The sequence below is a fragment of the Pantoea sp. GM_Pan_3 genome, assembly GCF_026541045.1.
Lineage (GTDB): Bacteria > Pseudomonadota > Gammaproteobacteria > Enterobacterales > Enterobacteriaceae > Pantoea > Pantoea anthophila.
Genome location: NZ_JALNVA010000005.1, coordinates 49,787 through 73,447 on the forward strand (window position 1 = coordinate 49,787; position 23,661 = coordinate 73,447).

24 protein-coding genes are annotated in these 23,661 nt (G+C 58.3%); 14 read left to right on the forward strand and 10 right to left on the reverse strand.

The window, feature by feature from the left end; translation table 11 throughout:
* Positions 1 to 51: 51 nt before the first annotated feature.
* From OXR04_RS15045 to OXR04_RS15060, 4 genes are all read left to right on the forward strand, one after another.
* The gene (locus OXR04_RS15045) at positions 52 to 1,806 is read left to right on the forward strand and encodes a glycosyl hydrolase family 28-related protein (RefSeq protein WP_150029329.1); all 1,755 of its coding nucleotides are present in this window, start codon (positions 52 to 54) and stop codon (positions 1,804 to 1,806) included.
* Positions 1,807 to 1,960: 154 nt separating this feature from the next.
* A complete protein-coding gene (locus OXR04_RS15050; protein ID WP_052722459.1) occupies positions 1,961 to 2,383 on the forward strand; it encodes an Ivy family c-type lysozyme inhibitor in 423 nt (140 codons plus the stop codon).
* A 316-nt stretch (positions 2,384 to 2,699) separates the two neighbouring features.
* Positions 2,700 to 2,912 carry an RNA chaperone/antiterminator CspA gene (cspA, locus tag OXR04_RS15055; protein ID WP_009091867.1) on the forward strand — a complete coding sequence of 71 codons (213 nt, stop codon included), beginning with the start codon at positions 2,700 to 2,702 and terminating at the stop codon, positions 2,910 to 2,912.
* A 3-nt stretch (positions 2,913 to 2,915) separates the two neighbouring features.
* Positions 2,916 to 3,086, forward strand: coding sequence for a cold-shock protein (locus OXR04_RS15060; RefSeq protein ID WP_140028666.1), 171 nt, complete (start codon positions 2,916 to 2,918; stop codon positions 3,084 to 3,086).
* 124 nt (positions 3,087 to 3,210) lie between these two features.
* Here OXR04_RS15060 and OXR04_RS15065 read toward each other — a convergent pair whose 3' ends face one another.
* From OXR04_RS15065 to OXR04_RS15075, 3 genes are all read right to left on the reverse strand, one after another.
* The gene (locus OXR04_RS15065) at positions 3,211 to 4,788 is read right to left on the reverse strand and encodes a methyl-accepting chemotaxis protein (protein WP_046101315.1); all 1,578 of its coding nucleotides are present in this window, start codon (positions 4,786 to 4,788) and stop codon (positions 3,211 to 3,213) included.
* Positions 4,789 to 5,087: 299 nt separating this feature from the next.
* Entirely contained in the window at positions 5,088 to 5,222 is a 135-nt protein-coding gene (locus OXR04_RS15070) for a hypothetical protein (protein ID WP_255348909.1), read from the reverse strand.
* Between the two features lie 54 nt (positions 5,223 to 5,276).
* A complete protein-coding gene (locus OXR04_RS15075) occupies positions 5,277 to 6,239 on the reverse strand; it encodes a chemotaxis protein (protein WP_111208035.1) in 963 nt (320 codons plus the stop codon).
* Between the two features lie 167 nt (positions 6,240 to 6,406).
* On the opposite strand from OXR04_RS15075, the gene OXR04_RS15080 reads away from it, so the two are divergent.
* A complete protein-coding gene (locus tag OXR04_RS15080; protein ID WP_009091859.1) occupies positions 6,407 to 6,799 on the forward strand; it encodes a NirD/YgiW/YdeI family stress tolerance protein in 393 nt (130 codons plus the stop codon).
* A gap of 33 nt (positions 6,800 to 6,832) precedes the next feature.
* Here OXR04_RS15080 and dbpA read toward each other — a convergent pair whose 3' ends face one another.
* The 3 genes from dbpA to OXR04_RS15095 all read right to left on the reverse strand — a co-directional run bounded on the left by dbpA (position 6,833) and on the right by OXR04_RS15095 (position 11,957).
* Entirely contained in the window at positions 6,833 to 8,215 is a 1,383-nt protein-coding gene (dbpA, locus tag OXR04_RS15085) for an ATP-dependent RNA helicase DbpA (RefSeq protein WP_046101317.1), read from the reverse strand.
* Between the two features lie 1,403 nt (positions 8,216 to 9,618).
* The gene (locus OXR04_RS15090) at positions 9,619 to 11,007 is read right to left on the reverse strand and encodes an amidohydrolase (protein WP_267372780.1); all 1,389 of its coding nucleotides are present in this window, start codon (positions 11,005 to 11,007) and stop codon (positions 9,619 to 9,621) included.
* A gap of 89 nt (positions 11,008 to 11,096) precedes the next feature.
* Positions 11,097 to 11,957, reverse strand: a complete 861-nt coding sequence (locus OXR04_RS15095) for a LysR family transcriptional regulator (protein WP_267372779.1) — start codon at positions 11,955 to 11,957, stop codon at positions 11,097 to 11,099.
* 87 nt (positions 11,958 to 12,044) lie between these two features.
* Between OXR04_RS15095 and OXR04_RS15100 the strand changes: the two genes are divergently transcribed.
* From OXR04_RS15100 to yniD, 6 genes are all read left to right on the forward strand, one after another.
* A complete protein-coding gene (locus OXR04_RS15100; RefSeq protein WP_267372778.1) occupies positions 12,045 to 13,214 on the forward strand; it encodes a cyanate transporter in 1,170 nt (389 codons plus the stop codon).
* 208 nt (positions 13,215 to 13,422) lie between these two features.
* Positions 13,423 to 15,078 carry an L-lactate permease gene (gene lldP / locus OXR04_RS15105; protein WP_267372777.1) on the forward strand — a complete coding sequence of 552 codons (1,656 nt, stop codon included), beginning with the start codon at positions 13,423 to 13,425 and terminating at the stop codon, positions 15,076 to 15,078.
* Positions 15,075 to 15,848: a transcriptional regulator LldR gene (lldR, locus tag OXR04_RS15110; protein WP_267372776.1), complete on the forward strand. Its 774-nt coding sequence runs from the start codon at positions 15,075 to 15,077 to the stop codon at positions 15,846 to 15,848. The genes lldP and lldR overlap by 4 nt, the downstream gene beginning before the upstream one ends.
* Entirely contained in the window at positions 15,848 to 17,035 is a 1,188-nt protein-coding gene (lldD, locus tag OXR04_RS15115; protein WP_009091844.1) for an FMN-dependent L-lactate dehydrogenase LldD, read from the forward strand. The genes lldR and lldD overlap by 1 nt, the downstream gene beginning before the upstream one ends.
* 58 nt (positions 17,036 to 17,093) lie before the next feature.
* Entirely contained in the window at positions 17,094 to 17,522 is a 429-nt protein-coding gene (locus tag OXR04_RS15120) for an OsmC family protein (RefSeq protein WP_009091842.1), read from the forward strand.
* Positions 17,523 to 17,644: 122 nt separating this feature from the next.
* Positions 17,645 to 17,752: a small membrane protein YniD gene (gene yniD, locus OXR04_RS15125; RefSeq protein WP_258317018.1), complete on the forward strand. Its 108-nt coding sequence runs from the start codon at positions 17,645 to 17,647 to the stop codon at positions 17,750 to 17,752.
* Between the two features lie 116 nt (positions 17,753 to 17,868).
* Here yniD and OXR04_RS15130 read toward each other — a convergent pair whose 3' ends face one another.
* From OXR04_RS15130 to OXR04_RS15140, 3 genes are all read right to left on the reverse strand, one after another.
* Positions 17,869 to 18,099: a hypothetical protein gene (locus OXR04_RS15130; protein WP_046102016.1), complete on the reverse strand. Its 231-nt coding sequence runs from the start codon at positions 18,097 to 18,099 to the stop codon at positions 17,869 to 17,871.
* Positions 18,100 to 18,198: 99 nt separating this feature from the next.
* Positions 18,199 to 18,369: a hypothetical protein gene (locus tag OXR04_RS15135; RefSeq protein ID WP_009091837.1), complete on the reverse strand. Its 171-nt coding sequence runs from the start codon at positions 18,367 to 18,369 to the stop codon at positions 18,199 to 18,201.
* Positions 18,370 to 18,529: 160 nt separating this feature from the next.
* A complete protein-coding gene (locus tag OXR04_RS15140; RefSeq protein WP_009091835.1) occupies positions 18,530 to 19,180 on the reverse strand; it encodes a type II CAAX endopeptidase family protein in 651 nt (216 codons plus the stop codon).
* A gap of 208 nt (positions 19,181 to 19,388) precedes the next feature.
* On the opposite strand from OXR04_RS15140, the gene OXR04_RS15145 reads away from it, so the two are divergent.
* The 3 genes from OXR04_RS15145 to OXR04_RS15155 all read left to right on the forward strand — a co-directional run bounded on the left by OXR04_RS15145 (position 19,389) and on the right by OXR04_RS15155 (position 23,036).
* On the forward strand, positions 19,389 to 21,992 hold the full coding sequence (locus tag OXR04_RS15145) for an EAL domain-containing protein (RefSeq protein ID WP_267372775.1): 2,604 nt from the start codon (positions 19,389 to 19,391) through the stop codon (positions 21,990 to 21,992).
* A gap of 274 nt (positions 21,993 to 22,266) precedes the next feature.
* Positions 22,267 to 22,563 (forward strand): I78 family peptidase inhibitor, encoded by a 297-nt coding sequence (locus OXR04_RS15150; RefSeq protein ID WP_009091832.1) that lies wholly within the window; start codon positions 22,267 to 22,269, stop codon positions 22,561 to 22,563.
* Between the two features lie 152 nt (positions 22,564 to 22,715).
* Entirely contained in the window at positions 22,716 to 23,036 is a 321-nt protein-coding gene (locus OXR04_RS15155) for a hypothetical protein (RefSeq protein WP_267372774.1), read from the forward strand.
* 9 nt (positions 23,037 to 23,045) lie between these two features.
* On the opposite strand, the gene OXR04_RS15160 is transcribed toward OXR04_RS15155, so the two are convergent.
* On the reverse strand, positions 23,046 to 23,297 hold the full coding sequence (locus tag OXR04_RS15160) for a biofilm development regulator YmgB/AriR family protein (protein WP_009091829.1): 252 nt from the start codon (positions 23,295 to 23,297) through the stop codon (positions 23,046 to 23,048).
* Between the last annotated feature and the right edge of the window lie 364 nt (positions 23,298 to 23,661).

Consider the following 23,661-nt stretch of genomic DNA (forward strand, 5'->3'; position numbering starts at 1 on the left):
GTAGTGCGCTGATGGTCAGCGCGATATCCCAATAATCCTGAGGAGGATTCTATGATCGAAGTTAACTCTTTTGCTGAACTGCGTACCACAGTCCCACCAAAATCAGGTGAAGTGGCGAGCCTGAAACGCTATTACGACAAAGATTCCAGCTTCCGTGGCGGCGCTGATTTTGTCGGCTTCCTCAGCACCACCCCGCTGAAGGATGATGGGGGCACGGTGGCGGTGGGGAACGGTTTCTACTGGAAGCGCACCATCAACGATCCCACTGAAGTGAATATCCTGCACTTCGGCGCGAAAGGGGATGGTGTCACCGATGATACCGACGCCTTTATGCGGATGCTGGCATGGACTCAGAGCTATAACACCTACGTGAAATCGCTGCCGGTGCGTTTTCCGGGTGGCCGCTTCCTGATTTCACCCATCGATCTCAGCGCGACGGAGACGGCGTTTTTTGGTATCCAGGGTGATGACAGCGATCTCGGATCGTCACCGCGTACCACCATCATTTCCGACAAAAGCGCCAACACGGTGTTTAAGGTTAATGCGCGCCGGATCGTCATCAAAGGCATCTGCTGGCATGGACAGGCTAATGCCGGAACCGTCGACACCACTGCCAAAGTCACCGTCACGCCAGAGCAGTGCAGCAACGTTCAGCCGTTCTTTGAAAACACGATTGTGGGCGGCCAGATCGTTAATATCTTCTGCTTCAAGGCGCAAAGCACCGGCGGAACCGTCTTTAAGCTGCAGGATACGCTCGACAGTAAGTTTGATCAGGTCTACAGCTCAAGCACCTTCTCACGCGTGTTTGATGTTGGCTGGTCAAACACACCGAAGGGGAACTGGGACCACTCAACTGCGATTGAGTTGTGCAACGCCAACTTCCAGTCGGGCTATGGCGACGCCACGCTCTATATGCCGCGCGTGACCCAGGGGATCATGCGCAACGTCTGGATTGAGCACACCACCAACCCGGGGGATCTGTCGGACGGCGGCTGGACCATCGATACGCTCAACATTGAAGATTGCGGCACGCCGCTCAATCTCAACAATGCCCGCGTCCTGATGCGTCATATCAACCTGCAGGCCGGGGCGAAAATCACCAATGACGTGGCCGGCAATAAGTGGCTGTCGACCTTTGAATATGGCTATCGTCGGGATGAAAACTACGGCTCCTTCCTGACCGGTTCGCTGCGTGCTGGCTATTACAGCGGCTATAAAGTGGTGAACAACACCGACACCGATAACTGGTACCGGCTGGGTCAGCTCTATTTCCCGGCGCCTAACCAGCAGTGGGTGATGGAGTTAATCGGGAAAGCGGACGCCACCACGCCCTCCGGCACCGCCGGTTCGCCGGTTAACGTCGTCGGTACGGGTAAGACGCTGATCAACCTGCAGCGTCTGGAGACGGTCTGGGCCGATGCGTACCACATGGGGCAGCCGTCGGTGCTGGACATCCGCTATGGCCGGGTAGGGACTACCTATGCCGTTATCTGGGTCAAGCTGAAAGCCAACAGCGGCGAGACGATGTTCAACCTGAAGACCACCGGGCCGACCCGTTTCGATACCGGCTCCTGCTCGCTGTTCCAGTCCGACATGTCCGTGGTGACAGACGTCACCAAAGTCGGCTCCCTGAAACCCGCGGCACGCTTCGGCATGCACAACGGACTGGCGGGCATCGGGGCCAACGAAAAAGGCGTGGTTACACTCGCTACCGCAGCGGGAACACCCGCCAACAAGACCGCGCCAACGGGGTTTGTGCTGATCAATATCAACGGCGTTGACCGCAAGGTCCCTTACTACGATTGATGATCGGCATGTTTTGGGCGAGGCTCCGGCCTCGCCCTTTTTTGATCGGCCGTCAGAAACCGTAACGGCACCCCGGCGATACTGACAGCGCGCGGTAAAACCGATAAGGTCATGGTCAGCGCAGATAAAACCCAGATATGAGGAGAAAAAGAGGATGAAAAGAGGCGTTATCGCGGCGGTGCTGGCTGCCGTTCCGCTGTTCGCGAGTGCCGCGGCCCCAACCTATCTGTTTGATTTTATCCAGAACAAACAGACCGGCCAGGCGTATCACAAGCTGATCGCGGGACACGCTTTTCCGGCATGGGTTAAGCAGGGCGGCACCAGTACCCCGGCCACGGAGGTCACCATTAAGGGGGTGAAGTATCAGGCGCTGTCGGGATGTAAGCCACACAACTGCCCGGCGCAGACGATTGCCATCCTCTACTCGCCGGAGAAGGGCGATATTCATGGCGTCTACTCCGATTATGATGAGAAAAGCCGGCGTCAGACGCTGACCTGGCTGAACCTCGATCCCATTGATGAGGGTGGGATGCGCAATAGCCTGCTGAGCGAGCTGAATGGCGATCTGGCACCCTGAGTCACACTGGCAGACAGAGCAGAATAGTGGCATGCGGGACGCATCGCTGAGACGTTTCCGCGCATGCCGGCCCGCTGAAACGGGCGGCCGCACAATTTGAGATTAATTTCAATTGCGGCTTGCGCCACCTGGTTAAGTGTGGCTTAATGAATCGTCGGTTTGATTAACAGACACTATCAAAGTAAGTAACCAAAGCAGTTCTCATCTCTAAGTTTGTCGCGAGACATCCCTTCTTTTTGAGTCTTCTCTTACGTTCTGATTAAAATCTGTTCTCAGGCCATTATGCCGGAAGGCTCGATATATTAAGGATTTAAGCATGTCTAACAAAATTCGCGGTACCGTTAAATGGTTTAACGCAGAGAAAGGCTTCGGTTTCATCTCTCCTCAGGACGGCAGCAAAGATGTATTCGTACACTTCTCTGCAATCCAGGGCACCGATTTCCGTTCATTAGACGAAGGTCAGCAAGTTGAATTCACAGTAGAAAATGGCGCCAAAGGCCCAGCTGCTGCGAACGTTGTTGGTCTCTAAGGACTGAAAATTACTTTTAAATGTCCACACTGTCATGGCTCACAGTTTCGTACATCACATTTTGATGTCACAAGAGCCAACCCGCATGGAGCGAAATGCATTTTCTGCAAATCTGTTGTTGTTCAGGTGAACACGGCAAGGATTGCGATTCAGAGCCAGCCTCGCGCACTCTGACAGGCTAGTGAGCCATATAGCGTTGTTGCATTTACAGTAATAAAAGGCTGCCTCTGGCAGCCTTTTTTGTTTCTGCTGTTGCCCGACCCGGAAACAGGCCCGCCGCAGCAGGCCGCTTCGGACGTTAACGCAGTACCGGCTGCAGGGAGAGTTTACCGGTGTTAAACACGCTCATGGCCTGTGCCATCCGCTCTGCCTGATCCTGTAGCGCCTGTGACGCGGCTGAGGCTTCCTGTACCAGCGCGGCGTTCTGCTGGGTCACCGCTTCCATCTGGGTAATCGCCTGGTTGATTTCACTGATGCCGCTGCTCTGTTCGCTGCTGGCGATAGTGATTTCGCTCATGATGTTCGCCACGCTCTGCACGCTGTTCACCACCTCCCCGATAGTAGAACCCGCATGCGTAACCAGCTTGCTGCCCTCATCGACTTTCGCGACAGAATCCTCAATCAGCACTTTGATCTCTTTTGCCGCTGACGCTGAACGCTGCGCCAGATTGCGCACTTCCGTCGCAACCACCGCAAAACCGCGACCCTGCTCGCCCGCACGTGCCGCTTCAACCGCCGCGTTCAGAGAGAGAATGTTCGTCTGGAAAGCGATGGAGTCGATAACGCTGATGATATCGACAATTTTCCGTGAGGAGAGGGCGATCGCTTCCATTTTCTCAATCACCTGCTCCATCACCACGCCGCCTTCACGCGCCACGCTGGAGGTTGCCGACACCAGATGATTGGCTTCACGCGCATTATCGGCGTTGTGCTTCACCGTCGAGGTCATCTGCTCCATGGCCGACGCGGTCTCCTCCAGCGAGCTGGCCTGCTGTTCGGTACGGGTAGAGAGATCGAGGTTGCCGCTGGAGATCTGATTCGAGGCCACCGCGATCGTGTCGGAGCCGGTGCGCACTTCGGTCACAATAGAGAGCAGGTTGTCGTTCATTCGCTGCAGCGCCTGCATCAGAATGCCGGTCTCATCACGCGAGGTGACCTGCATCTGCGAACTCAGATCGCCTGCGGCAACACGTTCAGCCACGTCAACCGCCGCCACCAGCGGACGCACGATAGAGCGGGTCAGGAAGTAGCCCAGCACAATCGAAGCCAGAATCGCCAGGGCGGAGAAAATCAGCGTGACCGTAATAGCCGACTGGCCATTATCCATAATGCCCTGACCCTCACTGCGCAGCTGCGCGTCCTGGGAGTTGGCAAAATTGATGGCGTCCTGCAGGAATTTATTCTGTGTGGCGGTCATGGATTGCAGCACATAGGTGCTGGCAGCATCAAAATTACCCGCCTGCACCAGCGCCATCAGCTCGGCTTTCACCTTTTCGAAGGCCAGCGATGAAGCGAGAAGACCGGCGATCTTTTTCTTACCCACCGGCGTGACCTGAATGGCCTCGATCTTCTTCATGGCGTTGTTAGTGCGTTGTGTCGCCTCTTCCAGCTGACCAAAGCGTTTCGCATTCTTTTCCGGGTGCAGCGTGTCGATCACCATGCCGCGCAGATATTTAATCTGATCGTTAACGCCGTCGCGCACATCAAAGGCCAGCCGGACCTTTACATAACGATCGTCAACGATCGAGGCGATCGCCGTATTAATACTGTTAATCCTCGTTATCGAGGTTACGCCGATGACAATCAGCAGCGTGACAATAATACCAAAGGCTGCAGCGAGCCGTATTCCCACCTTCATATTACTGATAATGAACATAATCTCTTCCCGTATTAATATTAATCAATGAGTTATCAACAATCAGGTGCCTTGCCGTTGTGCGCAGTGCCTTGCTGATGCCTGAGGCCAGGACCGCAGACAAAAAGGGGGTCTCGCGCATACAGTTATCGGAGTGCGCAGATGTACCTTTAATATTTTTTAAGTAATAACGTTGCGTGAATAAATAATCGGGTCTAAGCATCAGAAAAAATGAACAATGATTGAGCGGCGAAATTAAGACAAAAAAAAGGGCTGTCAGCAGAAACGCTGACAGCCCGGTTTAAGCAATGGCTTAAACGTCAGAAAATCAAAAAGTAGAGGCCAGCCCAGAATGCGAGGCTCAGGGTAACGGCGGTAATCCATGCCAGCTGGCGTAAACGGCCACGCAGCAGCTTCTGGCGAGCAGGGGTAACGGGTAAGGTTTCAATGTGCATAGTCGGTTCCTTGTCAGGTGAGCCGTAAACGCGGGCGAATGTGCCCGCGTTCGCTTAGCGGGCCGCGTCGAGAACGTTGAAAATCACGTCTGACAGTTCGTTCAGCTCAAACTTCGCCACGTAGCCATCGGCACCGACTTTCCGCACGTGATCTTCGTTGGCGCTGCCGGAGAGGGAGGAGTGAATCACCACCGGCAGATACTTCAGAATCGGGTCACGCTTGATGTTGCGGGTCAGCGTAAAGCCATCCATTTCCGGCATCTCCAGATCGGTCAGCACCAGAGCAATTTTGTCATGGATCGACTCGCCTGCTGCCTGCGCTTCCTGGCTCATCTGCTTAATTTTTTCCCAGGCTTCCAGGCCGGTGTTATACATCAGCGCCGGGATGCCCATACTCTTCAGGCCCTGCTCCAGCAGCTGACGCGCCACTTTGGAATCCTCTGCCACAATCGCAACGGCGCCAGGGCGATAGTTGAACGTGCGTGGTCGCGCCGCTTCAGGCTCAACGCCGCGCACCGACGGAATGATGTCATACAGGATTTGCTCAACGTCCAGCACCATCGCCAGCTCATTGCTCTGCTTGTCACTGTCCAGACAGGCGATACTGGTGATGTTGCGACCGCCGATTCCCGCTTCCGCGGTGTGAACCTGGCTCCAGTCGAGACGCACGATGTTTTCAACGGACTCAACGGCAAACGCCTGAGTGTTGCGGGCATACTCGGTCACCAGCAGCAGGTTAAGGCCGGTTTCCGGCACACAACCGGCCACGGCAGGCAGGTCGATGACCGGAATGAACTGACCCCGAATACTCGCCATCCCCAGCAGCGGCGATCGCATGCCAGCGGCTTTGGTGATGGCCGGCATCGGCACAATTTCACGCAGCTTGAAGACGTTAATGCCAAACAGCTCGGACTTGCCTTTCAGCTGATCGGAACCTAAGCGAAAAAGCAGCAGCTCAAACTTGTTCGATAACGCGAGGTTCGCTCTTTCATCAATCTCTTTTTGAAAATTATCCATGGTTGCCTCTGCGTTAACGCAGCTGGTGAAATAGGGTGTGTAAAGGTTATCGGCAGCAAACGGAAAAAGGTGAGAAGAGAAGGGTGAAATAAAACGATCGCCAATTAATGTGCCAGGCTTAACCCTGAAGGTTCAACATGGACACCTTTCCAATAAAGGAGTGTGAAATGAAAAAAGTGATTTTAGCGTCATTGCTGGTGATGGTGAGCGCGGGCGTTGCAGCGGAAGAGGGTGGATACAAAGCGGGCGAAACGCCACCGCCACAGCACAAGCAGGATGCGGGCTATAAAGGCTCTGAAGATACCGGTCAGACGCATATCGATCAGATCCGCGACTTTCGTCAGGGCGGTTACGTGACGCTGGAAGGCTACATCGTGAAGAAAGAGCAGGGTGAACGTTATCAGTTCCGCGACAACACCGGAACGTTACCGATTATCGCGCCGAAGAAAACCTTTGATGGTAAGACCTACACTGCGGAAGACAAAGTGCGGGTCAGCGGCAAGGTGCAGGGTAAAGGGGATAAGACCACGCTGCACGTGACCCAAATCGAAGAGCCGTAATAAAAACGGGCGAGGTTATCCTCGCCCGTTTTTTCAATCCTTCAGCAGAATCGCCCGGCAGGTTTTGCCTTTGATTTTGCCCTGCTTGAGCTTCACCAGCGCGCCTTTTGCCTGACTGGCTTCAATGGCCACGTAGGCATGGGTCGGCGTCAGCACAATCTTCCCAATCTGCTCCGCGCGATACCCCGCCTCACCGGTCAGTGCCCCCAGAATGTCGCCCGGACGAATCTTGGCTTTACGACCGCCATCAATGCAGAGCGTCATCATGGCCGCAGGCAGCGGTTTGCTGCTGCCTTTTTTCAGCGTGCTGGCCGCGATCCACGGCAGTTTCTGCTGCAGGAAATCTTCCAGCGCGTGGGCGCGAGCCATCTCATCGGGTGCCACCAGGCTGACTGCAACGCCATGCTCACCGGCGCGTGCCGTGCGCCCGATGCGATGCAGGTGGACTTCAGGGTCCCAGGCGAGCTGATAGTTGACGACCATCGCCAGTGATTTGATGTCGAGTCCGCGTGCGGCGACGTCGGTGGCAACCAGGACGCGGCCGCTGCCGTTAGCGAAGCGGATCAGGACGCGTTCGCGGTCGCGCTGTTCGAGATCACCATGCAGCGGCAGGGCGCTGATGTCGCGTGCGTTGAGCGCCGCGGCAACATCGTCGCATTCACGTTTGGTGTTACAGAAGACCACACAGGAAGCGGGCTGATGATCGCTGAGCAGGGCAATCAGTAAGCCCAGTTTTTCATTGTGGCTCGCTTCAAAGAACTGCTGGTCAATAGCGGGCAGTTCGCTGACATCTTCCGTCACCACGCTGAGCGCATCGCGCTGGAAGCGGGTGCTGATAGCCGTGATGCCGTCAGGCCAGGTCGCGGAGAAGAGCAGGGTCTGGCGTGACGCGGGGGTGGCTTCAATGATCGTTTCCATATCATTCAGGAAGCCCATCTCCAGCATCCGATCTGCTTCATCAAGCACCAGCGTGTTGAGCTGGTCGAGCTTGAGGTTTTCACGATGGATATGATCGAGGATTCGGCCTGGCGTGCCGACCACGATATGCGGCGGATGCACCAGGGAGTCGCGCTGTGCGCTCATCGGCTGTCCGCCACACAGGGTGAGGACTTTGATGTTACGGGTAAAGCGTGCCAGCTGGCGCAGCACGTTGCCTACCTGATCCGCCAGTTCACGGGTCGGACAGAGGATCAGGGCCTGAGTCTGAAAGCGGGTGCTGTCGATATGGTGCAGTAAGCCGATACCAAACGCAGCCGTTTTACCGCTGCCGGTTTTTGCCTGCGCGCGCACGTCGCGTCCCTGCAGAATGGCGGGCAGCGTGGCGGCCTGGACCGGCGTCATGCTGGTGTAGCCCATCTCGCGCAGGTTATCGAGCTGGCTGTCGGGAAGCGAATTGAGGGTAGAAAAAGCGGTCACGGGCGCGGCCTCTGAGGCTGAAAGTGTAGGGCATGATTGCGGGGCAAGTCTGGCAGAAAGCACGCCAGACGGCAACGGGAACCTCGATGGTTAGCAGGGTGAATCTATCTCTGCCGTATCGCTTAGGAATAGACTGAAGTTTGCCTGAAAATGGTGGTTTTTTTTAATTAATTGGCCGGTGCCGAAGGCGACTAATCAAAAAAGGGTATTTCATGAGGCCAGTCATAGGTTTATAAGCTGCCGTTTTTAAAAATTTATTTCATTGTTAATCAGATAAATCCTTTGTCACGACTCCAGTAATAGAATTAATCATTAAAAAATATCACTCCTGGTGCCGATAAAAATCCTGAGCTAATTGCTTTATATTTAGCGCGCCATATTCCTGGTACAACGACCGGTAGAGGGTATTTGCATTGAGTAATAGCATCCAGGGACCACATGAAAATGTGCTTAAAATAGTAGGCCGCGCCGTACTGACACTTCACGTTCATGGAGAGAGCTTATCAGCGGATAAGATCGCTTCGATGATCGGGTGTTATGCGGAAGATGAGCCCTGTGATCAGGAAGATCGTCGCTTATACGCGCTGGCAATGGAATTAATGTCGAATCAACAATGGGCCAAAAGCGCGTAACACGCACTCCGCTCAGGTAAATGCAGAGCCTCCCCTGTGGAGGCTCTGTCGTTTCTGGGGCGTATCAGGGAAGAGTTTTGGGCAGTGAAGCTGCCGCTGGTTAATCCTGCGCAGGTAGGTGTCAGCCGCAGAACAGGCTTCAGGGAGCATGCGCCCTCCGCAAAGACGCAAAACCGCCATCCCTGGCAGGCTCAGCGCGGGCCATCCCTGGCCCGCTATGCTTTGCTACAGGCGTATGCTCCCTTCGCTTTATGTCCGGCAGTCGCTTCCCGTTTCAGGACTGTCGCTGCTGATAAACCGTGGGCACCGGAAATCTATCAGCGATAAATAACCTTAAAGCGCAGGGAAGCCAGTCAGAAGAGGAAAGCGTCCCGCGCCAGGGACAAAAACGCCGGGAGCGTTTTTGAACAACGCAACGCGTTGGCCCGTTTACGGGCGCACCTCATGGATGAGGTGCGTAATCGCGCGGGCCGAGCGGCCAGGGATTGGCTTAAGCGCCTTTCCGATCTGACTGGCTTCCCTGAGCAGGCTCGATCCATTTCACGATACCACTCAGCTTCCACTCAGAGCAGGCTTCAGGGAGCATACGCCCTCCGCAAAGACGCAAAACCGCCATCCCTGGCAGGCTCAGCGCGGGCCATCCCTGGCCCGCTATGCTTTGCTACAGGCGTATGCTCCCTTCGCTTTATGTCCAGCAGTCGCTTCCCTGAGCAGGCTCGATCTCTCCGCTATGATTAAGCAGGCTAAACGCCCACCATCCGCCCTGCGATTTCAGGCCGATGACAGCGCAAACACGGGTTTACCGCGCGAGAAGGTCGCGACTACCGGTGAAATCCGTGCCACGGCTTCGGCGGAGCAGCTGGCGGCTACCAGCATCATGCTTGCATCATCGCCCGGTTGCGGCCATTGTCTCTCACCCTGAGCCGAAAGCGGGAGCCGATCGTCTGTGGCAATCCCCAGCGCCCGCGACAGCGAAAACTCATCCGAGCCGCGATAGAGCTGGGCATAGAGATTCGCTTTTTCCAGCATGCTGCCGGTGCCAAAGGGTGACCAGTGATCGATAACGCTGTCGGTGCCGGTCATGACTTTTACGCCCGCCGCCTGCAGCTGCGGAATCGGCATAGTCAGTTTGCCGAGGGGAAGCGTTGAGGCCACGCTGAACTGCTGCTCTGCCAGCCCTTCAATCATTTTGTTCAGGGCGCTTCCCTCCAGCGTCGCCAGCGCAAAACCGTGGCTCAGCGTCACATTGCCTTTCAGCGCCGGGTTCCTGGCGACGGTATCGATCATGTACTGGATCGCGGCTACGCCAGCCGGGGAGGTTTCGTGCAGATGGATGTCAACGCCGCGCTGATAATCGAGTGCAATCCGGAACATCGTATCCAGTGACTTCTCCATCGCGCCATCCACGCTGGTGGGGTCCAGCCCGCCCACCTTTGCGACGCCGTGCTGCATCGCCTCGCGCATCAGGCCATCCACCTGCGAGTGCAGCAGGCCGTGCTGTGGAAACGCCACGATCTCGCAGTGAAAGGCGGGGTGCCGCGCCAGCGCCGCCTGCAGATGTTCCAGACTCTGCAGGCCACTGACCGGATCGATATTGCAGTGGCTGCGGGCGCGGGTGGTGCCTTTGGCGTTCAGCAGGGCGATTAACGCTTCGGCGCGCGCCTGTGAGTGCGGCAGCAGTTGCGGAATCAGCACCTGCTCGCGGGCAATCATATCCATGATGGTTTTGCCCTGACGGGGACGGGGCGCCTGCCACGGGCCGCCGTAAAAGGTCTTATCAAGGTGGATGTGCATATCCCGGGTGGCGGGCAGCAGCAGCGCATCCTGCGCATCCCATGACGGCAGAGTCGTGTCGCCCTGACCAGCGGGCGTCAGTCGATCAATGCTGCCGTCGCGCACGCTGATATCGTAACGGCCGGTGCGGGTGGCGACGATCTCATCCTCCTCACGAATAAACCCCTCCTCCAGCCGCACATTGCGCAGCAGATAATGATCCTGCTGAGGCAGCAGGGCGGGGATGTCAGGGTGAGAGACGGAGGGAGCGGAGGTCGTCGCGGCACTGGCCGGGCCGAGACCCGCAGCGAGCAGGCCGCCTGCGGCGGTCCAGCGGACACCCTGTCCGAGAAAGTCACGGCGGCTCGATGAAAAGGAAACAGGCATAAAGACTCCAGTCAGGTGAACAGACCGTTAATCTGACAAAGGCGGGCTAACCCTGCTGCGCTATTTCTCACTGATGACTATTCGATATTTCACTGCCAGCGCAGCTGACCGAACGCCGCCAGTGATTCCGCCAGCGCGCGCTGCAACGGATCCTGTGGATGACGGCAGAACAGCGCCAGTTCAAAAGTATCAATTACCGGCAGCCCCTGCTCACGGCCCAGCACCCGATGTCCGGGCAGGCGACAGCTGGCGGGCAGCAACGTCAGCCCCAGCCCCTGCGCACTGGCGGCGGCCAGCGCCACCAGACTGGCGCTGCTGTAACTGATGCGCCAGCTTCGGCCCAGCGCATCGAGCGTCTGACACACCTCATCGCGATAAAGCCCCTGCTGAGGAAACAGCACCAGCGGCACCGGCGTCTGTTCGAAGCAGGGCCACTCCGCGCTGTCGAGCCACAGCAGCGGTTCCGGCCGCGATGCCAGCGGACGATCGCCATAGGTCTGCTTAATCAGCATGATATCCAGCTCTTCACGCTGCCAGGCGCGCCTCAGCTCCACCTGCATGCCGCTCATCACATCCAGCCGCAGCTGAGGATGGGCGCGACTGAAGTGCGCCAGCAGACCGGCAGTGGGGGCGGCAAAATCTTCCGGCACCCCCAGCCGCAGCACGCCGTCGCGCCACTGATCGCTCAGGACATCGTGGGCTTCCCCGTACAGCGCAATTATCCGTCGCGCATAGCCCAAAAGTTTTTCGCCCTCTTCGGTGATCTGCACCTGATGCGAGGAGCGAACCAGCAGCGCTTTTCCCACCATCTCCTCAAGGCGCCGCACCTGCTGGCTGACGGTGGACTGCGACAGGTGCACCCGGTCGGCCGCGCGGGTGAAGCTGGTGGTTTCGCACACGGCCACAAAACTGAGCAACTGCTGCGGGGTAAACATCGGCTGACGATTCATTTTTTCACTACCTGGCAGAGTAATATTTCATTTCCCAATAGTATCGGCTGCTGTCAGGCTGACAACTTTTAAACGTTTGGATTGCCGATGAAGAGAGATAACGTTCTGCTGCTGGCGGCACTGGTACTGGCCGGGCTGAATATGCGGCCGCTGATGACCTCCGTCAGCCCGCTGCTCGGCCAGTTACGCCAGAGCATTGGTTTGGCACCGCTGGCGGCGTCGCTGCTGCCAGCGCTGCCGATGATGATGATGGGCGCGATTGCCCTCGTCAGTGCGCCACTGATGCAGCGCTTTTCCGTGCGCAAACTGCTGTTGGGCGGGCTGCTGCTGTTGCTGCTGGCCCTGGCGAGCCGGCTGTTTGTGACGGAGGGGCGAGGACTGGTGCTGACGACCCTGCCGGGCGGTGCGGGCATCGGCATCGTGCAGATGGCGATGCCGGGAGTGATCCGTCAGCGCTTTGGCCAGCGCAGTGCCGGGGTCACCGGTCTGTGGGCCGCGGCGCTGATGGGCGGCGGCGGCATCGGTGCGGCAATCTCGCCGTGGCTGACCGGGCAGCTTGGCTGGCAGAGCGCGCTGAGCAGCTGGGCGCTGCCGGTGGTGCTGGCTATGCTGCTCTGGCTGTTTATCGCCAGCAGACCGGTCGCCCGCCAGGAGAGGGCAGCGCTGCCTTCCCTCTGGCGTAAACCGCGCGCCTGGACCCTGGCGCTGAGTTTCGGCCTGGTGAACGGCGGTTACGCCATCTGTGTCGCCTGGCTGCCCGATTTCTATCACCAGCTCGGCTGGCCTGCGCAGGCGGGCGGCTCACTGCTCGGCGTGATGATCGGCTGTCAGGTGATTGGGGCGCTGCTGCTGCCTCTGCTGGCGCGGGGGCGCGATCGCCGTCCGCTGCTGCTGCTGACGCTGGCGATGCAGCTCAGCGGCATGCTTGGCTTCCTGTTTGCCCCGCAGCTGGCTCCCTGGCTCTGGGCGGGGATCGCGGGCGCAGGACTGGGCGGGGCGTTTCCGCTGGCGCTGGTTCTGGCCCTGGATCATCTGGCGCAGCCGCAGGCGGGGGCGCGGCTGGTCGCCTTTATGCAGGGCATCGGCTTCATTATCGCGGGCAGTATGCCGTTTATCGCCGGGCAGTTGCACACGCTTACCGGCCACTTCACCAGCGTGTGGGTTCTGCAGGCGGCGGTTACGCTGCTGCTGATTGCATTGAATCTGCGTTTCCATCCGCGCAGTTATCCGCACGCCTTTCCCGAAGAAAATTCCTGATTTTGGTCAGACCAATCGGCGCAATATTTTTCCCTGGTTCACACAACCAGAAAAATCGCGCAACTTTTGTTGCCACAGGTTAACAATGCATTAACTATCTCCAGCCATAAGGCCCGCGAAAGCCGGATGTGGTCTGACCAATCCGGCGGGCTGAGGAATGCAGCACAGCGACTGTGTTCCATCTCATCTTTCCTCTGGAGATAACGGCATGCAGATCTGGCAACAAAACTACGATCCGCTGGGCAACATCTGGCTTTCGAGCCTGGTCGCACTGATACCGATTCTGTTTTTCTTCTTTGCACTGATTAAACTCAAGATGAAGGGCTATCTGGCGGCCACCCTGACTGTGGTGCTGGCGCTGCTGGTGGCGCTGTTCCTCTATCGGATGCCGGTGGCACAGGCGCTGGCCGCCGTGGTGTATGGTTTTCTCTACGGCCTGTGGCCGATAGCCTGGATCATTGTCGCCGCCGTTTTCGTCTACAAAATTTCGGTTAAAACCGGCCAGTTCGATATTATCCGCGCCTCTATCCTGTCGATTACGCCCGATCAGCGCCTGCAGATGCTGATTGTCGGCTTCTCGTTCGGCGCCTTTCTGGAAGGGGCGGCGGGCTTTGGTGCACCCGTCGCGATTACCGCCGCGCTGCTGGTGGGGCTGGGCTTCAACCCGCTCTATGCCGCCGGGCTCTGCCTGATCGTGAATACCGCGCCGGTCGCCTTTGGCGCGATGGGAATTCCGATTATCGTGGCGGGTCAGGTCACCGGGCTGGATAGCTTCGCCATCGGCCAGATGGCCGGACGTCAATTGCCGCTGCTGACCCTGATTGTGCTGTTCTGGATTATGGCGATCATGGATGGCTGGCGTGGGGTAAAAGAGACCTGGCCGGCAGTCATGGTGGCGGGCGGTTCCTTTGCTGTCGCCCAGTTTCTCAGCTCCAACTTTCTGGGGCCGGAGCTGCCTGACATTATCTCGTCGCTCGCCTCGCTGATCTCTCTGACGCTGTTCCTGCGGGTCTGGAAGCCGGTACGCATCTTCCGCTTTGCTGATGCCGGGACGAAGCAGGATGACGCCCTGACGCCGCCGCAGACCTATCGGCTGGGCCAGATCGTTCGCGCCTGGATGCCGTTCCTGTTTCTCACCGCCACCGTAACGCTCTGGAGTATTCCGCCGTTCAAGGCGCTGTTCACCCAGGGCGGCGTGCTCTATGAGTGGGTGCTGAACATACCGGTTCCGCTGCTGAATGGGCTGGTGGCGCGGGTGCCGCCGGTGGTCAGCAGCGCCACCCCTTATCCGGCTCTCTATAAACTCGATCTGATCTCCGCCACCGGCACCGCGATTCTGATCGCGGCGATTGCGGCGATGATCTTCCTGCGCATGAAGCCCAGGGCCGGATTGCAGACCTTTGCCGCCACGCTGAAGGAGCTGGCGCTGCCCATCTACTCTATCGGGATGGTGCTTGCCTTTGCCTTTATCTCCAACTACTCCGGCCTCTCCGCCACGCTGGCGCTGGCCCTCGCGCACACCGGTCACGCGTTTACCTTCTTCTCGCCGTTTCTGGGCTGGCTGGGCGTCTTCCTGACCGGCTCTGACACCTCATCCAATGCGCTCTTCGCCGCCCTGCAGGCCACCACCGCGCAGCAGATTGGCGTCTCCGATGTCCTGCTGGTGGCGGCCAACACCACCGGCGGCGTGACCGGCAAGATGATCTCACCGCAGTCGATCGCCATCGCCTGTGCGGCGGTCGGGCTGGTGGGCAGAGAGTCCGACCTGTTCCGCTTTACCGTGAAACACAGCTTGATTTTCACCTGTATGGTCGGTCTCATTACCACGCTTCAGGCCTACGTTTTCCCCTGGATGATCCCATGACAAACCCGGCAGACCCGCTGGTGACGCGCCTGCGGGCGTACATCACCGAACATCAACTTGAGCCAGGCATGCGCCTGCCTGCCGAGCGACAGCTGTCGGCTGAACTCGGCGTTTCACGCTCCTCGCTGCGTGAGGCGATTCAGCAGCTGATCAGCAGCGGCATGCTGATCAGCCGGCGCGGCGGCGGAACCTGGCTCCGGCAGCAGCTGGCCCCCTGGTCGGAACAGCGCATCGTGGAGCCGATTCGCCAGCTGCTGCATGACGATCCCGACTACCGCTATGACATTCTGGAGGCGCGTCACGCTATTGAGGCCAGCACCGCCTGGCATGCGGCACTGCGCGCCACCGACGCCGACAGAGAGCGGCTGCAATACGCCTTTGATGCCACGCTGAAGCTGAAGGAGAGTGACGATCCCGATCTCGCCGCCCAGGCCGATGTGCGCTTCCATCTGGCGATTGCCGAGGCGTCGCACAACCTGGTGCTGCTGCAGACCATGCGGGGCTTTTTTGAACTGCTGCAATCCTCGGTCATGCAGAGCCGTCAGCGGATGTATACCCAGCCTGCGATTTTTGCCCGCCTCACGGAACAGCATCAGGCGCTGCTCGACGCCATTCTCGCGGGCGACGCCGACGCCGCCCGGCAGGCGGCGATGCAGCACCTGGGGTTTGTTCACACCACCATGAAAAGCCTGCATGAAGATGAAGCGCGTCAGGCGCGCATCACCCGCTTACCGGACAACGACACACGCAACCCTAAGGAATCTGACTGATGATTATCTCAGCTGCCAGTGACTATCGCGCCGCCGCGCAACGTATCCTGCCGCCGTTCCTGTTCCACTATCTTGACGGCGGGGCCTATGCCGAACATACCCTGCGTCGCAATGTGGAGGATTTGTCGGACGTGGCGCTGCGCCAGCGTATTCTGAAGAACATGTCAGAACTGAGCCTGGAAACGACCCTGTTTAAGGAAACCCTGTCGATGCCGGTTGCGCTGGCGCCGGTAGGACTGTGTGGCATGTATGCCCGTCGGGGAGAGGTGCAGGCGGCGCGTGCGGCTGCCCTGAAAGGGATTCCGTTTACCCTCTCCACGGTTTCGGTCTGCCCGATTGAAGAGGTGGCACCGGCGATTAACCGCCCGATGTGGTTCCAGCTCTATGTGTTGCGCGACCGCGGCTTTATGCGCAACGCCCTGGAGCGCGCCAAAGCCGCGGGCTGCTCGACTCTGGTCTTTACCGTCGATATGCCGACGCCGGGTGCCCGCTATCGCGATGCGCACTCCGGCATGAGCGGTAAACACGCCGCGCTGCGGCGCTACTGGCAGGCGGTCACGCATCCGCAGTGGGCGCTGGATGTCGGCCTGCAGGGACGTCCACACGATCTGGGCAATATCTCTGCCTATCTCGGCAAGCCGACCGGACTGGAAGATTATATCGGCTGGCTGGCGAACAACTTCGATCCCTCTATCTCGTGGCGCGATCTGGAGTGGATCCGTGAGTTCTGGGACGGGCCCATGGTGATCAAAGGGATTCTGGACCCGGAAGATGCGCGCGATGCGGTGCGCTTCGGGGCCGACGGGATTGTGGTGTCTAACCACGGCGGCCGTCAGCTGGATGGTGTGCTGTCGTCTGCGCGGGCGTTACCGGCGATTGCCGATGCCGTCAAAGGGGACCTCGCCATTCTGGCAGACAGCGGTATCCGCAACGGGCTGGATGTGGTGCGCATGATTGCGCTGGGCGCAGACAGCGTGCTGCTGGGACGCGCCTTTATCTATGCGCTGGCGACCCACGGTCAGCGCGGCGTGGAAAACCTGCTGAACCTGATTGAGAAGGAGATGCGCGTTGCCATGACCCTGACCGGCGCGAAGTCCATCGCGGATATCACGCGCGATTCGCTGGTGCAGGCCGGGGCGCTGCTGGAACCGCAGAGCGCCTCACCCCGTCCGCGCGCGGTGAGTTAAGCCTGCGAAAATGAATGCATTGTCTATACTTAGCTTCTTTACCCACAGGAGGAATGAGATGACCATTCATAAGAAAGGTTCGGCGCATTGGGAAGGCGATATCAAAGGCAAAGGCACCGTCAGCACTGAGAGCGGCGTACTGAGCCAGCAGCCCTATGGCTTTAACACCCGTTTTGAAGGCGGCAAAGGCACCAACCCGGAAGAGCTGATTGGTGCAGCGCACGCGGCCTGTTTCTCCATGGCCCTGTCGCTGATGCTGGGCAATGCGGGTCACAAGCCGGAAAGCATTGATACCACGGCCGATGTGTCGCTGGACAAGAAAGGCGACGGCTTTGCCATCACCAAAGTGGCGCTGACCAGCACCGTCTCTCTGCCAGGCATTGATGAGTCAGCGTTTGATGAAATCATCAACAATGCCAAGGCGGGCTGCCCGGTTTCTCAGTTACTGAATGCGGAAATCACACTGGATTACACGCTGAATAACTGATGCCGGCAACGGGTCGCCCTCTGGCGACCCTGGCGCGACGCTATGCACAACCGGTCCTGCTGTTGACCGAAACAGATGCGCCTTCAGGCGCATCTTTGCTTTCTGACAGAGAGGAAACCGCGATGGTGAGAGTCCGGGCGGCCAGAAAACAGTGGAAGATGGTGCTGGTGCTGTTATGCATCTGTGGTGCACTGCTGCTGATACGCTGGGCTGCGATGATTTGGGCCTGAACCGATGAAGGGAACAGGTCGCCACACGCTGGGCATCTTATTGATGGTGATTATCGTGCTGGAGGCGATTTACTTCCTGCTGACAGCCTCATGGCTGCCGTGGCGGTAGATTTCGCTCAGACAAAGGCATCTTCGCGCCGTCTGACGCGCACGTCGCTGCGCGCAATGCGATGAGCCTTACGCGGATCGCCCACCACAAACTCAAAGGTAGGCGTGTAGTAAAACGGCAGCCAGCCGCCATAACTGCTCTCCCACTCCCAGCGGACAGGGCAGGGCCACAGAATGCCATCATACAAAAGATAGTAAACCCAGCGTCCGGCAGGACGACGGGGACGTGATGTTTTCATGGGATTCACAACGATAATGGTGAACAACAGCTTATATTTTGTACGCTAAATCGCCAGCTTGCAATGTTGCAGCGCGGCTTTATTGCGACTGGCCCTGAATCAGCGATGAACCTCACCGCAAAGCAGGACCACGTTCGGTCTGACTTTGTGAATACGGTGCGCCATCGTTTCACAGTCGGCTTTGGTCGGATAGATACGCTCCGAGACGGGTAACGCCTCACAGGCATCATATCCACACGCGCTCACTAACAACACAAATCCTATCAACATCGCTCTTCTCCTTTACACGGTCTGCTGGTCCGGACTGTGACGTTTTTTTTCCCTTTTTATCCACCAGTATAGACAAACGTGCCGGGGCAGCATTGTCAGTGTGAGCGGTGGCCCGCGACACGGCCGGAAAACGGTGCGTCAGCGATGAGGCGATGAGGCGTCAGCCCGCGAAATACCAGGCGGGCAGCAGCGCAATCAGGTTGTTCAGGGTGTGCAGAAAGATAGGCAGGGCAAGACTGTTACTCCGCAGCCGGGCGTAGCAGAGCAGCAGCGAAAAGAGCGTCAGGGCGATCAGGGTCTGCCAGTGAACATACTGCGTGTGCATCACCGCAAACAGCAGTGAGGTCAGCAGCATACAGGCGAAGCGGCTGCGCGGCGCCCACAGCAGAAAGCCCTGCAACAGGAATCCGCGGAACAGCACCTCTTCAAACACCGGGGCCAGCAGCACGGCGGTGAGCAGCAGAATCAGCAGCGAATTGCGTCCCTGCTGAGCCTGCATCACCAGCCAGCCTTCCGGCTGCATAAACTGCATCTGGGCCGCCATCAGGACAAACAGCGCGCCGGTAAAGAGCAGGGTTTGCAGCATGCCGAGTTCACCCAGCGGCAGATCGGCGCGGCGCTGGCAGTAAAAGCGATACAGCGGGTAGATGACCGCAAATTCAAACAGGCAGAGCACCGGCACCAGCAGTCCGTCATTGCGCAGCACGCTGTAGTTGGGAAACAGCGTGATCAGCATGGTAACCAGGTAATAAACCACAAAGCTGCCGACGTAGAACAGCGTCAGGGTCACTCTGTCGGAATTGGTGTTCATAGGCGACTCTGCCAGCGAAGGTTAGCGCATAGTAGCAATGCGCCTGATCGCTGTCGAGTCAGCCCTTGAGACAATATTGCATGCTTATTTTTGCCGCAGACTAAACACCGGAGCAGGCGGGCCGATAACTGAGGAAACTATCTGGTCAGCCCCCCGTATTACAGGGCTGGCCCGTGACTAAAACCTGGTTGTGTAGTGAGCACTTTCAATGAATTTTAACCCCCCGGCACCGCCCTCACCGCCATTCAGACAGGCTGCTGAAGACCGCACTGTGCGCTTTACGCGCCGCAGTCTGCGTACGCTTTCGCTGCTGCTGTTTGGCGTGCTGCTGCTCTCAATGGTGATGGTGCTGACCATCGCCCAGCGGCAGAACAGCACATCGGCTGAGCACGATCTGCTGCTGGTGCAGCAGGCATGGAAGAGTCGCCAGGAGGCGATGGCCACTGATATCCGGGATTATGCCTTCTGGGGAGAAGCATGGCGTAATCTTCACGTCAGCGTGAACAAAGCCTGGGCGTATGACGAAGAGAACTTTGGTCCGGGTCTTTATGAAGAGTATCACTATGAAGGCGTGTTCGTGGTGGATGGCAAAGGTCACACCACCTACACGGTGATTGATGGTCAGCTGACGGACACGCCGCTGGAGGCGTGGCTGGGTCAGCAGACGCCCGGCCTGATTGCGGCCGCGCGTCAGCTGAACAACAGGGCCATGACGCAGGATGCAGAGATCAATCATCTGCCCGCCATCGTGGTGGCCGCCCCTATCAGCAGCGGAAGAGTGGATAACACGCCGTCAAAGGCGGGGCCGCCATCCGTGATGGTGTTTGTGAATCTGTTCACCCCCGCCAAGCTTCAGGCGCTGGGCGCCTCGCTGGATGTGCGTGAGCTGCGTCTGCCCGACAGTGAAGAGGATGCGCTACGCGAGCCGCGCATGGTGCAGCCGTTGCCGCACGGCGAACCGATTGTCCTGCGCTGGACACCAAAGATGCCGGGAATGGGCCTGATCCTGTTTCTGCTGCCCCTGCTGACGCTGATGGCGATCATCATTGGTCTGATCACCCGCCGCGTCAGCCGCCATGCGCTTTCGAATGCGATCCTTTCAGACCGGCGCTTCGCCATGCTGGCGATCAGCCAGCAGGAGCTGGCCAGCAGCGAAGCGCGGTTTCGCGATCTCGCTGAGGCGGCGTCAGACTGGATCTGGGAGACGGATGAGAAGGGCCGCCTGATCTACCTGTCCGCGCGCTTTGAAAATGTCACCGGCCACGACATGTCACACTGGCTGGGGCGACACATCGATCAGCTGCTGACCCATCCCAGCCATTCGCTGGTCGCCTGGCTGCTGCGCCAGGAGGAGGAGGGACAGCAGATGCCGTTGCGCTGCCAGTTTATGTCGGCGCAGGGCAACCGCCGTATTGGTCAGCTGGTGGCGAAAACGATCTGGCATGACACGCGGCGTATCGGATTCCGCGGCACGGTTTCAGACATCACGCAGAGTATGGAAGCGGAGGCGCGTATTCAGTTCCTGTCGCGTCATGACGTCTTAACCGGCCTGTCGAACCGCGTACAGCTGCAGGAGTTTCTGACACAGCATCTTGAGCAGCCGGAAGGGATCGTGCCGCTGACGCTGATTACGCTCGACCTCGATCAGTTCAGGCCGATCAACGAAACCTGGGGCCATGCGACGGGCGATGAGGCGCTGAGCCAGATCGCGCAGCGTCTGAAGCGCGCCACGGGGCCTCAGGAGCTGGTGGCACGACTGGGCGGGGATGAGTTTGTGCTGGTCCTGCGTGAAACGAACCGCGAGCGGGTCGATCAGCGCTGTGCTCAGCTGGTGCATGAGGTTCAGCAGCCGATCAGCACCGGCCAGCATGTCCACTATCTGACGGTCAGCATGGGCATTGCCTGCGTCCCGCAGGATGCCAGTCACCCGGAAACGCTGCTGCGTATGGCCGATATCGCGCTCACCGAAGCGCGTGAAGCGGGGCGCAATCAGTGGGTCTGGTATGCCAGCGAGATGGCCAGCCAGCGCGAGGATAAGCGTGAAATGGCACGCCGCATTGAGAAAGCGCTGAGGAACAATGAATTTCGCCTGCACTATCAGCCCCGCTATCAGCTGCTGAGCGGCCAGCTGGCGGGAGCCGAGGCGTTGCTTCGCTGGCAGGTTGCGCCGGATCAGTGGATGACACCCGATCACTTTATTCCGCTGGCGGAAGAGAGCGGACTGATTGCCACCATCAGTGACTGGGTGCTGATGCGCGCCTGTGAAGATGCGCTGGGGTGGGGAGGCGACCGCTACGTCTCGGTGAATATCTCGCCGATGGAGTTTCGCACCAGCGACCTGGTGCAGCGGGTGGCGGATGCGCTGGCCCGAAGCGGCCTGCCGGCAACGCGTCTGGAGCTGGAGATCACAGAGAATGTCACCTTTGAACATCCGCAGCGTGCGCTGGAGATGATGCAGGGCTTACGGGCGCTGGGCGTCAGGTTAACCGTGGATGATTTCGGCACCGGTTATGCCGCGCTGGGTTACCTGAAAACCTACCCCTTTAACGGCCTCAAGATCGATCGCTCATGGATGAAAGATTTTCCGGAGTCGGAGCAGGCGCAGTCAGTGGTAGCGGGCATTATTGCGCTGGCACGCGCGTTTGCGCTGACCATTACGGCAGAGGGGATTGAGACAGAAGCGCAGCTGAACCAGTTAAAACAGCTCTCGTGCGAAGAGGGACAAGGCTACTTCCTCGGTCGTCCGATGCCGCTGGCTGCGTTCAGTACGCTTCTGGAAAGAACGGCGCAGAATCAGGCTGGGTCCGCTTAACGGACTTTGACCGCCACGGCGGTCATCAGCATGGCGCAGACAACAAAAATAATCAGTTCCATTATGGACTCCCGGAGCTAAGAATAATCTTAGTTAATTGTAGCCACCGGGCGTTTCTTTTTTAAGCAGTGCGTGCGATTAATCCTAAATTGTGATCGCCACCGCTTACAGTTTTCGGCGGCTGTAACAACTTTACTTTTTTAGAGTTCAGCCTGGCCGGCACGCTTTGCTACTCTTGGGGACAGGGTTTTACACGTCCAACAGGAGATCAAACGTGAAATTTTATGGAAAAGGGCTGCTGGTAGCGGGTCTGTTTGCCTTAACCGCCTGTCAATCCGCCTCCCACTCTGACACGGCCAGCGTGAAGCCGGATCCTGAGAATGATCGCTGTGGTGCCTCACAGTTTCAGCACTATGTCGGCAAACCGTTAACCGCGCTGCAGGGACAGCATTTCGATCAGCTGGTGCGTCCTATCCCTTATAACTCTGCCGTCACCATGGACTTTAACCTCAACCGGCTTAACTTCCTGGCGGATAAAAACGGCAACATCAGCTCTGTTTATTGCGGCTGACGGCCTGGGTGTCACAGCCTTGTCATAACGGCGGGCGAGAATGGCGCTGCATTTCGATGCGCTTCTCGTCACGCGATTGACAATGCTCGTCTTGTTTATTCCCGCCCCGGCGGGAATTTTTTTAGCGCCTGCGGGCGGTAACAGGAGCGAACATGAAACGGATGAAAGGCGCGCTACTCTCTGTAGACTTACTCAGCAGTGCAGCGGCGCAGGCCTCCAGTGCCGAAGCCTGGCAACAGAGCCGTCAGGTGATGACCCAGGCCTGCATTAACGCCAGTCACCTGAGCAAAGTCAGGGTGCTGGGCGAGCCGATTGAGTATGACGACAGCACAGGATACAGCGCTCTGTTGCTGGAGGGGCGCTATCCTCAGCGACAGATGAACAATAAGCGTGGACGGGAGCTCTGCCTGTTTCAGCGCAGCAGCGGGCGGGCCAGCATCAGCGAAGCGGATAAGCTGCGCTGGGTGAAATAAGCCAGCGCTTCAGGCCCGGGGTGGCGCGTCGATTAACTGAGCCAGCAGGGTACGATAACGTTGCAGCTGCGTTTCGTCCCCTTCGACTTCCAGTTTCTCAATTACCCGGGCAATTATCGCTTTATTGGTGGCGGGCTGACCCGCTTCCATCATCTCGCGCATAATCACCGCCAGCAGATCGGACTCGGGCGGCGTCCGCCAGTTCGGGCCATTGAAATAGTCGGTGATAGCGCGGCTGGCGCTGTTCGGTTGCACTCTCATTTCCCACCTCCGCTAAACCCCAGACCTCTCCCTTACACCCGGGTGCAGGGGCGTTTATCTACTCAATATGCGGGTTCGCCTCAGCATAGCCGGACGGTCTGCACCGTTGTTTGCGGAGGGCGTCACACCGATCGGAACGATCGCCATACCGCCGTGGCTGGCGGTTTTTTAAACATAGAAGCGAAGCAAACGGTTGTCAGTAACACAATGACATATTTTTCCATCCTGCTGAGGGGAGGATGGAGATCCGCAGGCGACAGATCCGCGACCGGTCCGGCGACGTAAATTGCGCAGAATCAAGATGCTTGCCGTTTTTGCCATGTTCTGGCGGTCACGCGCAGCGGGCCTGGGTTAAACTCAGCCC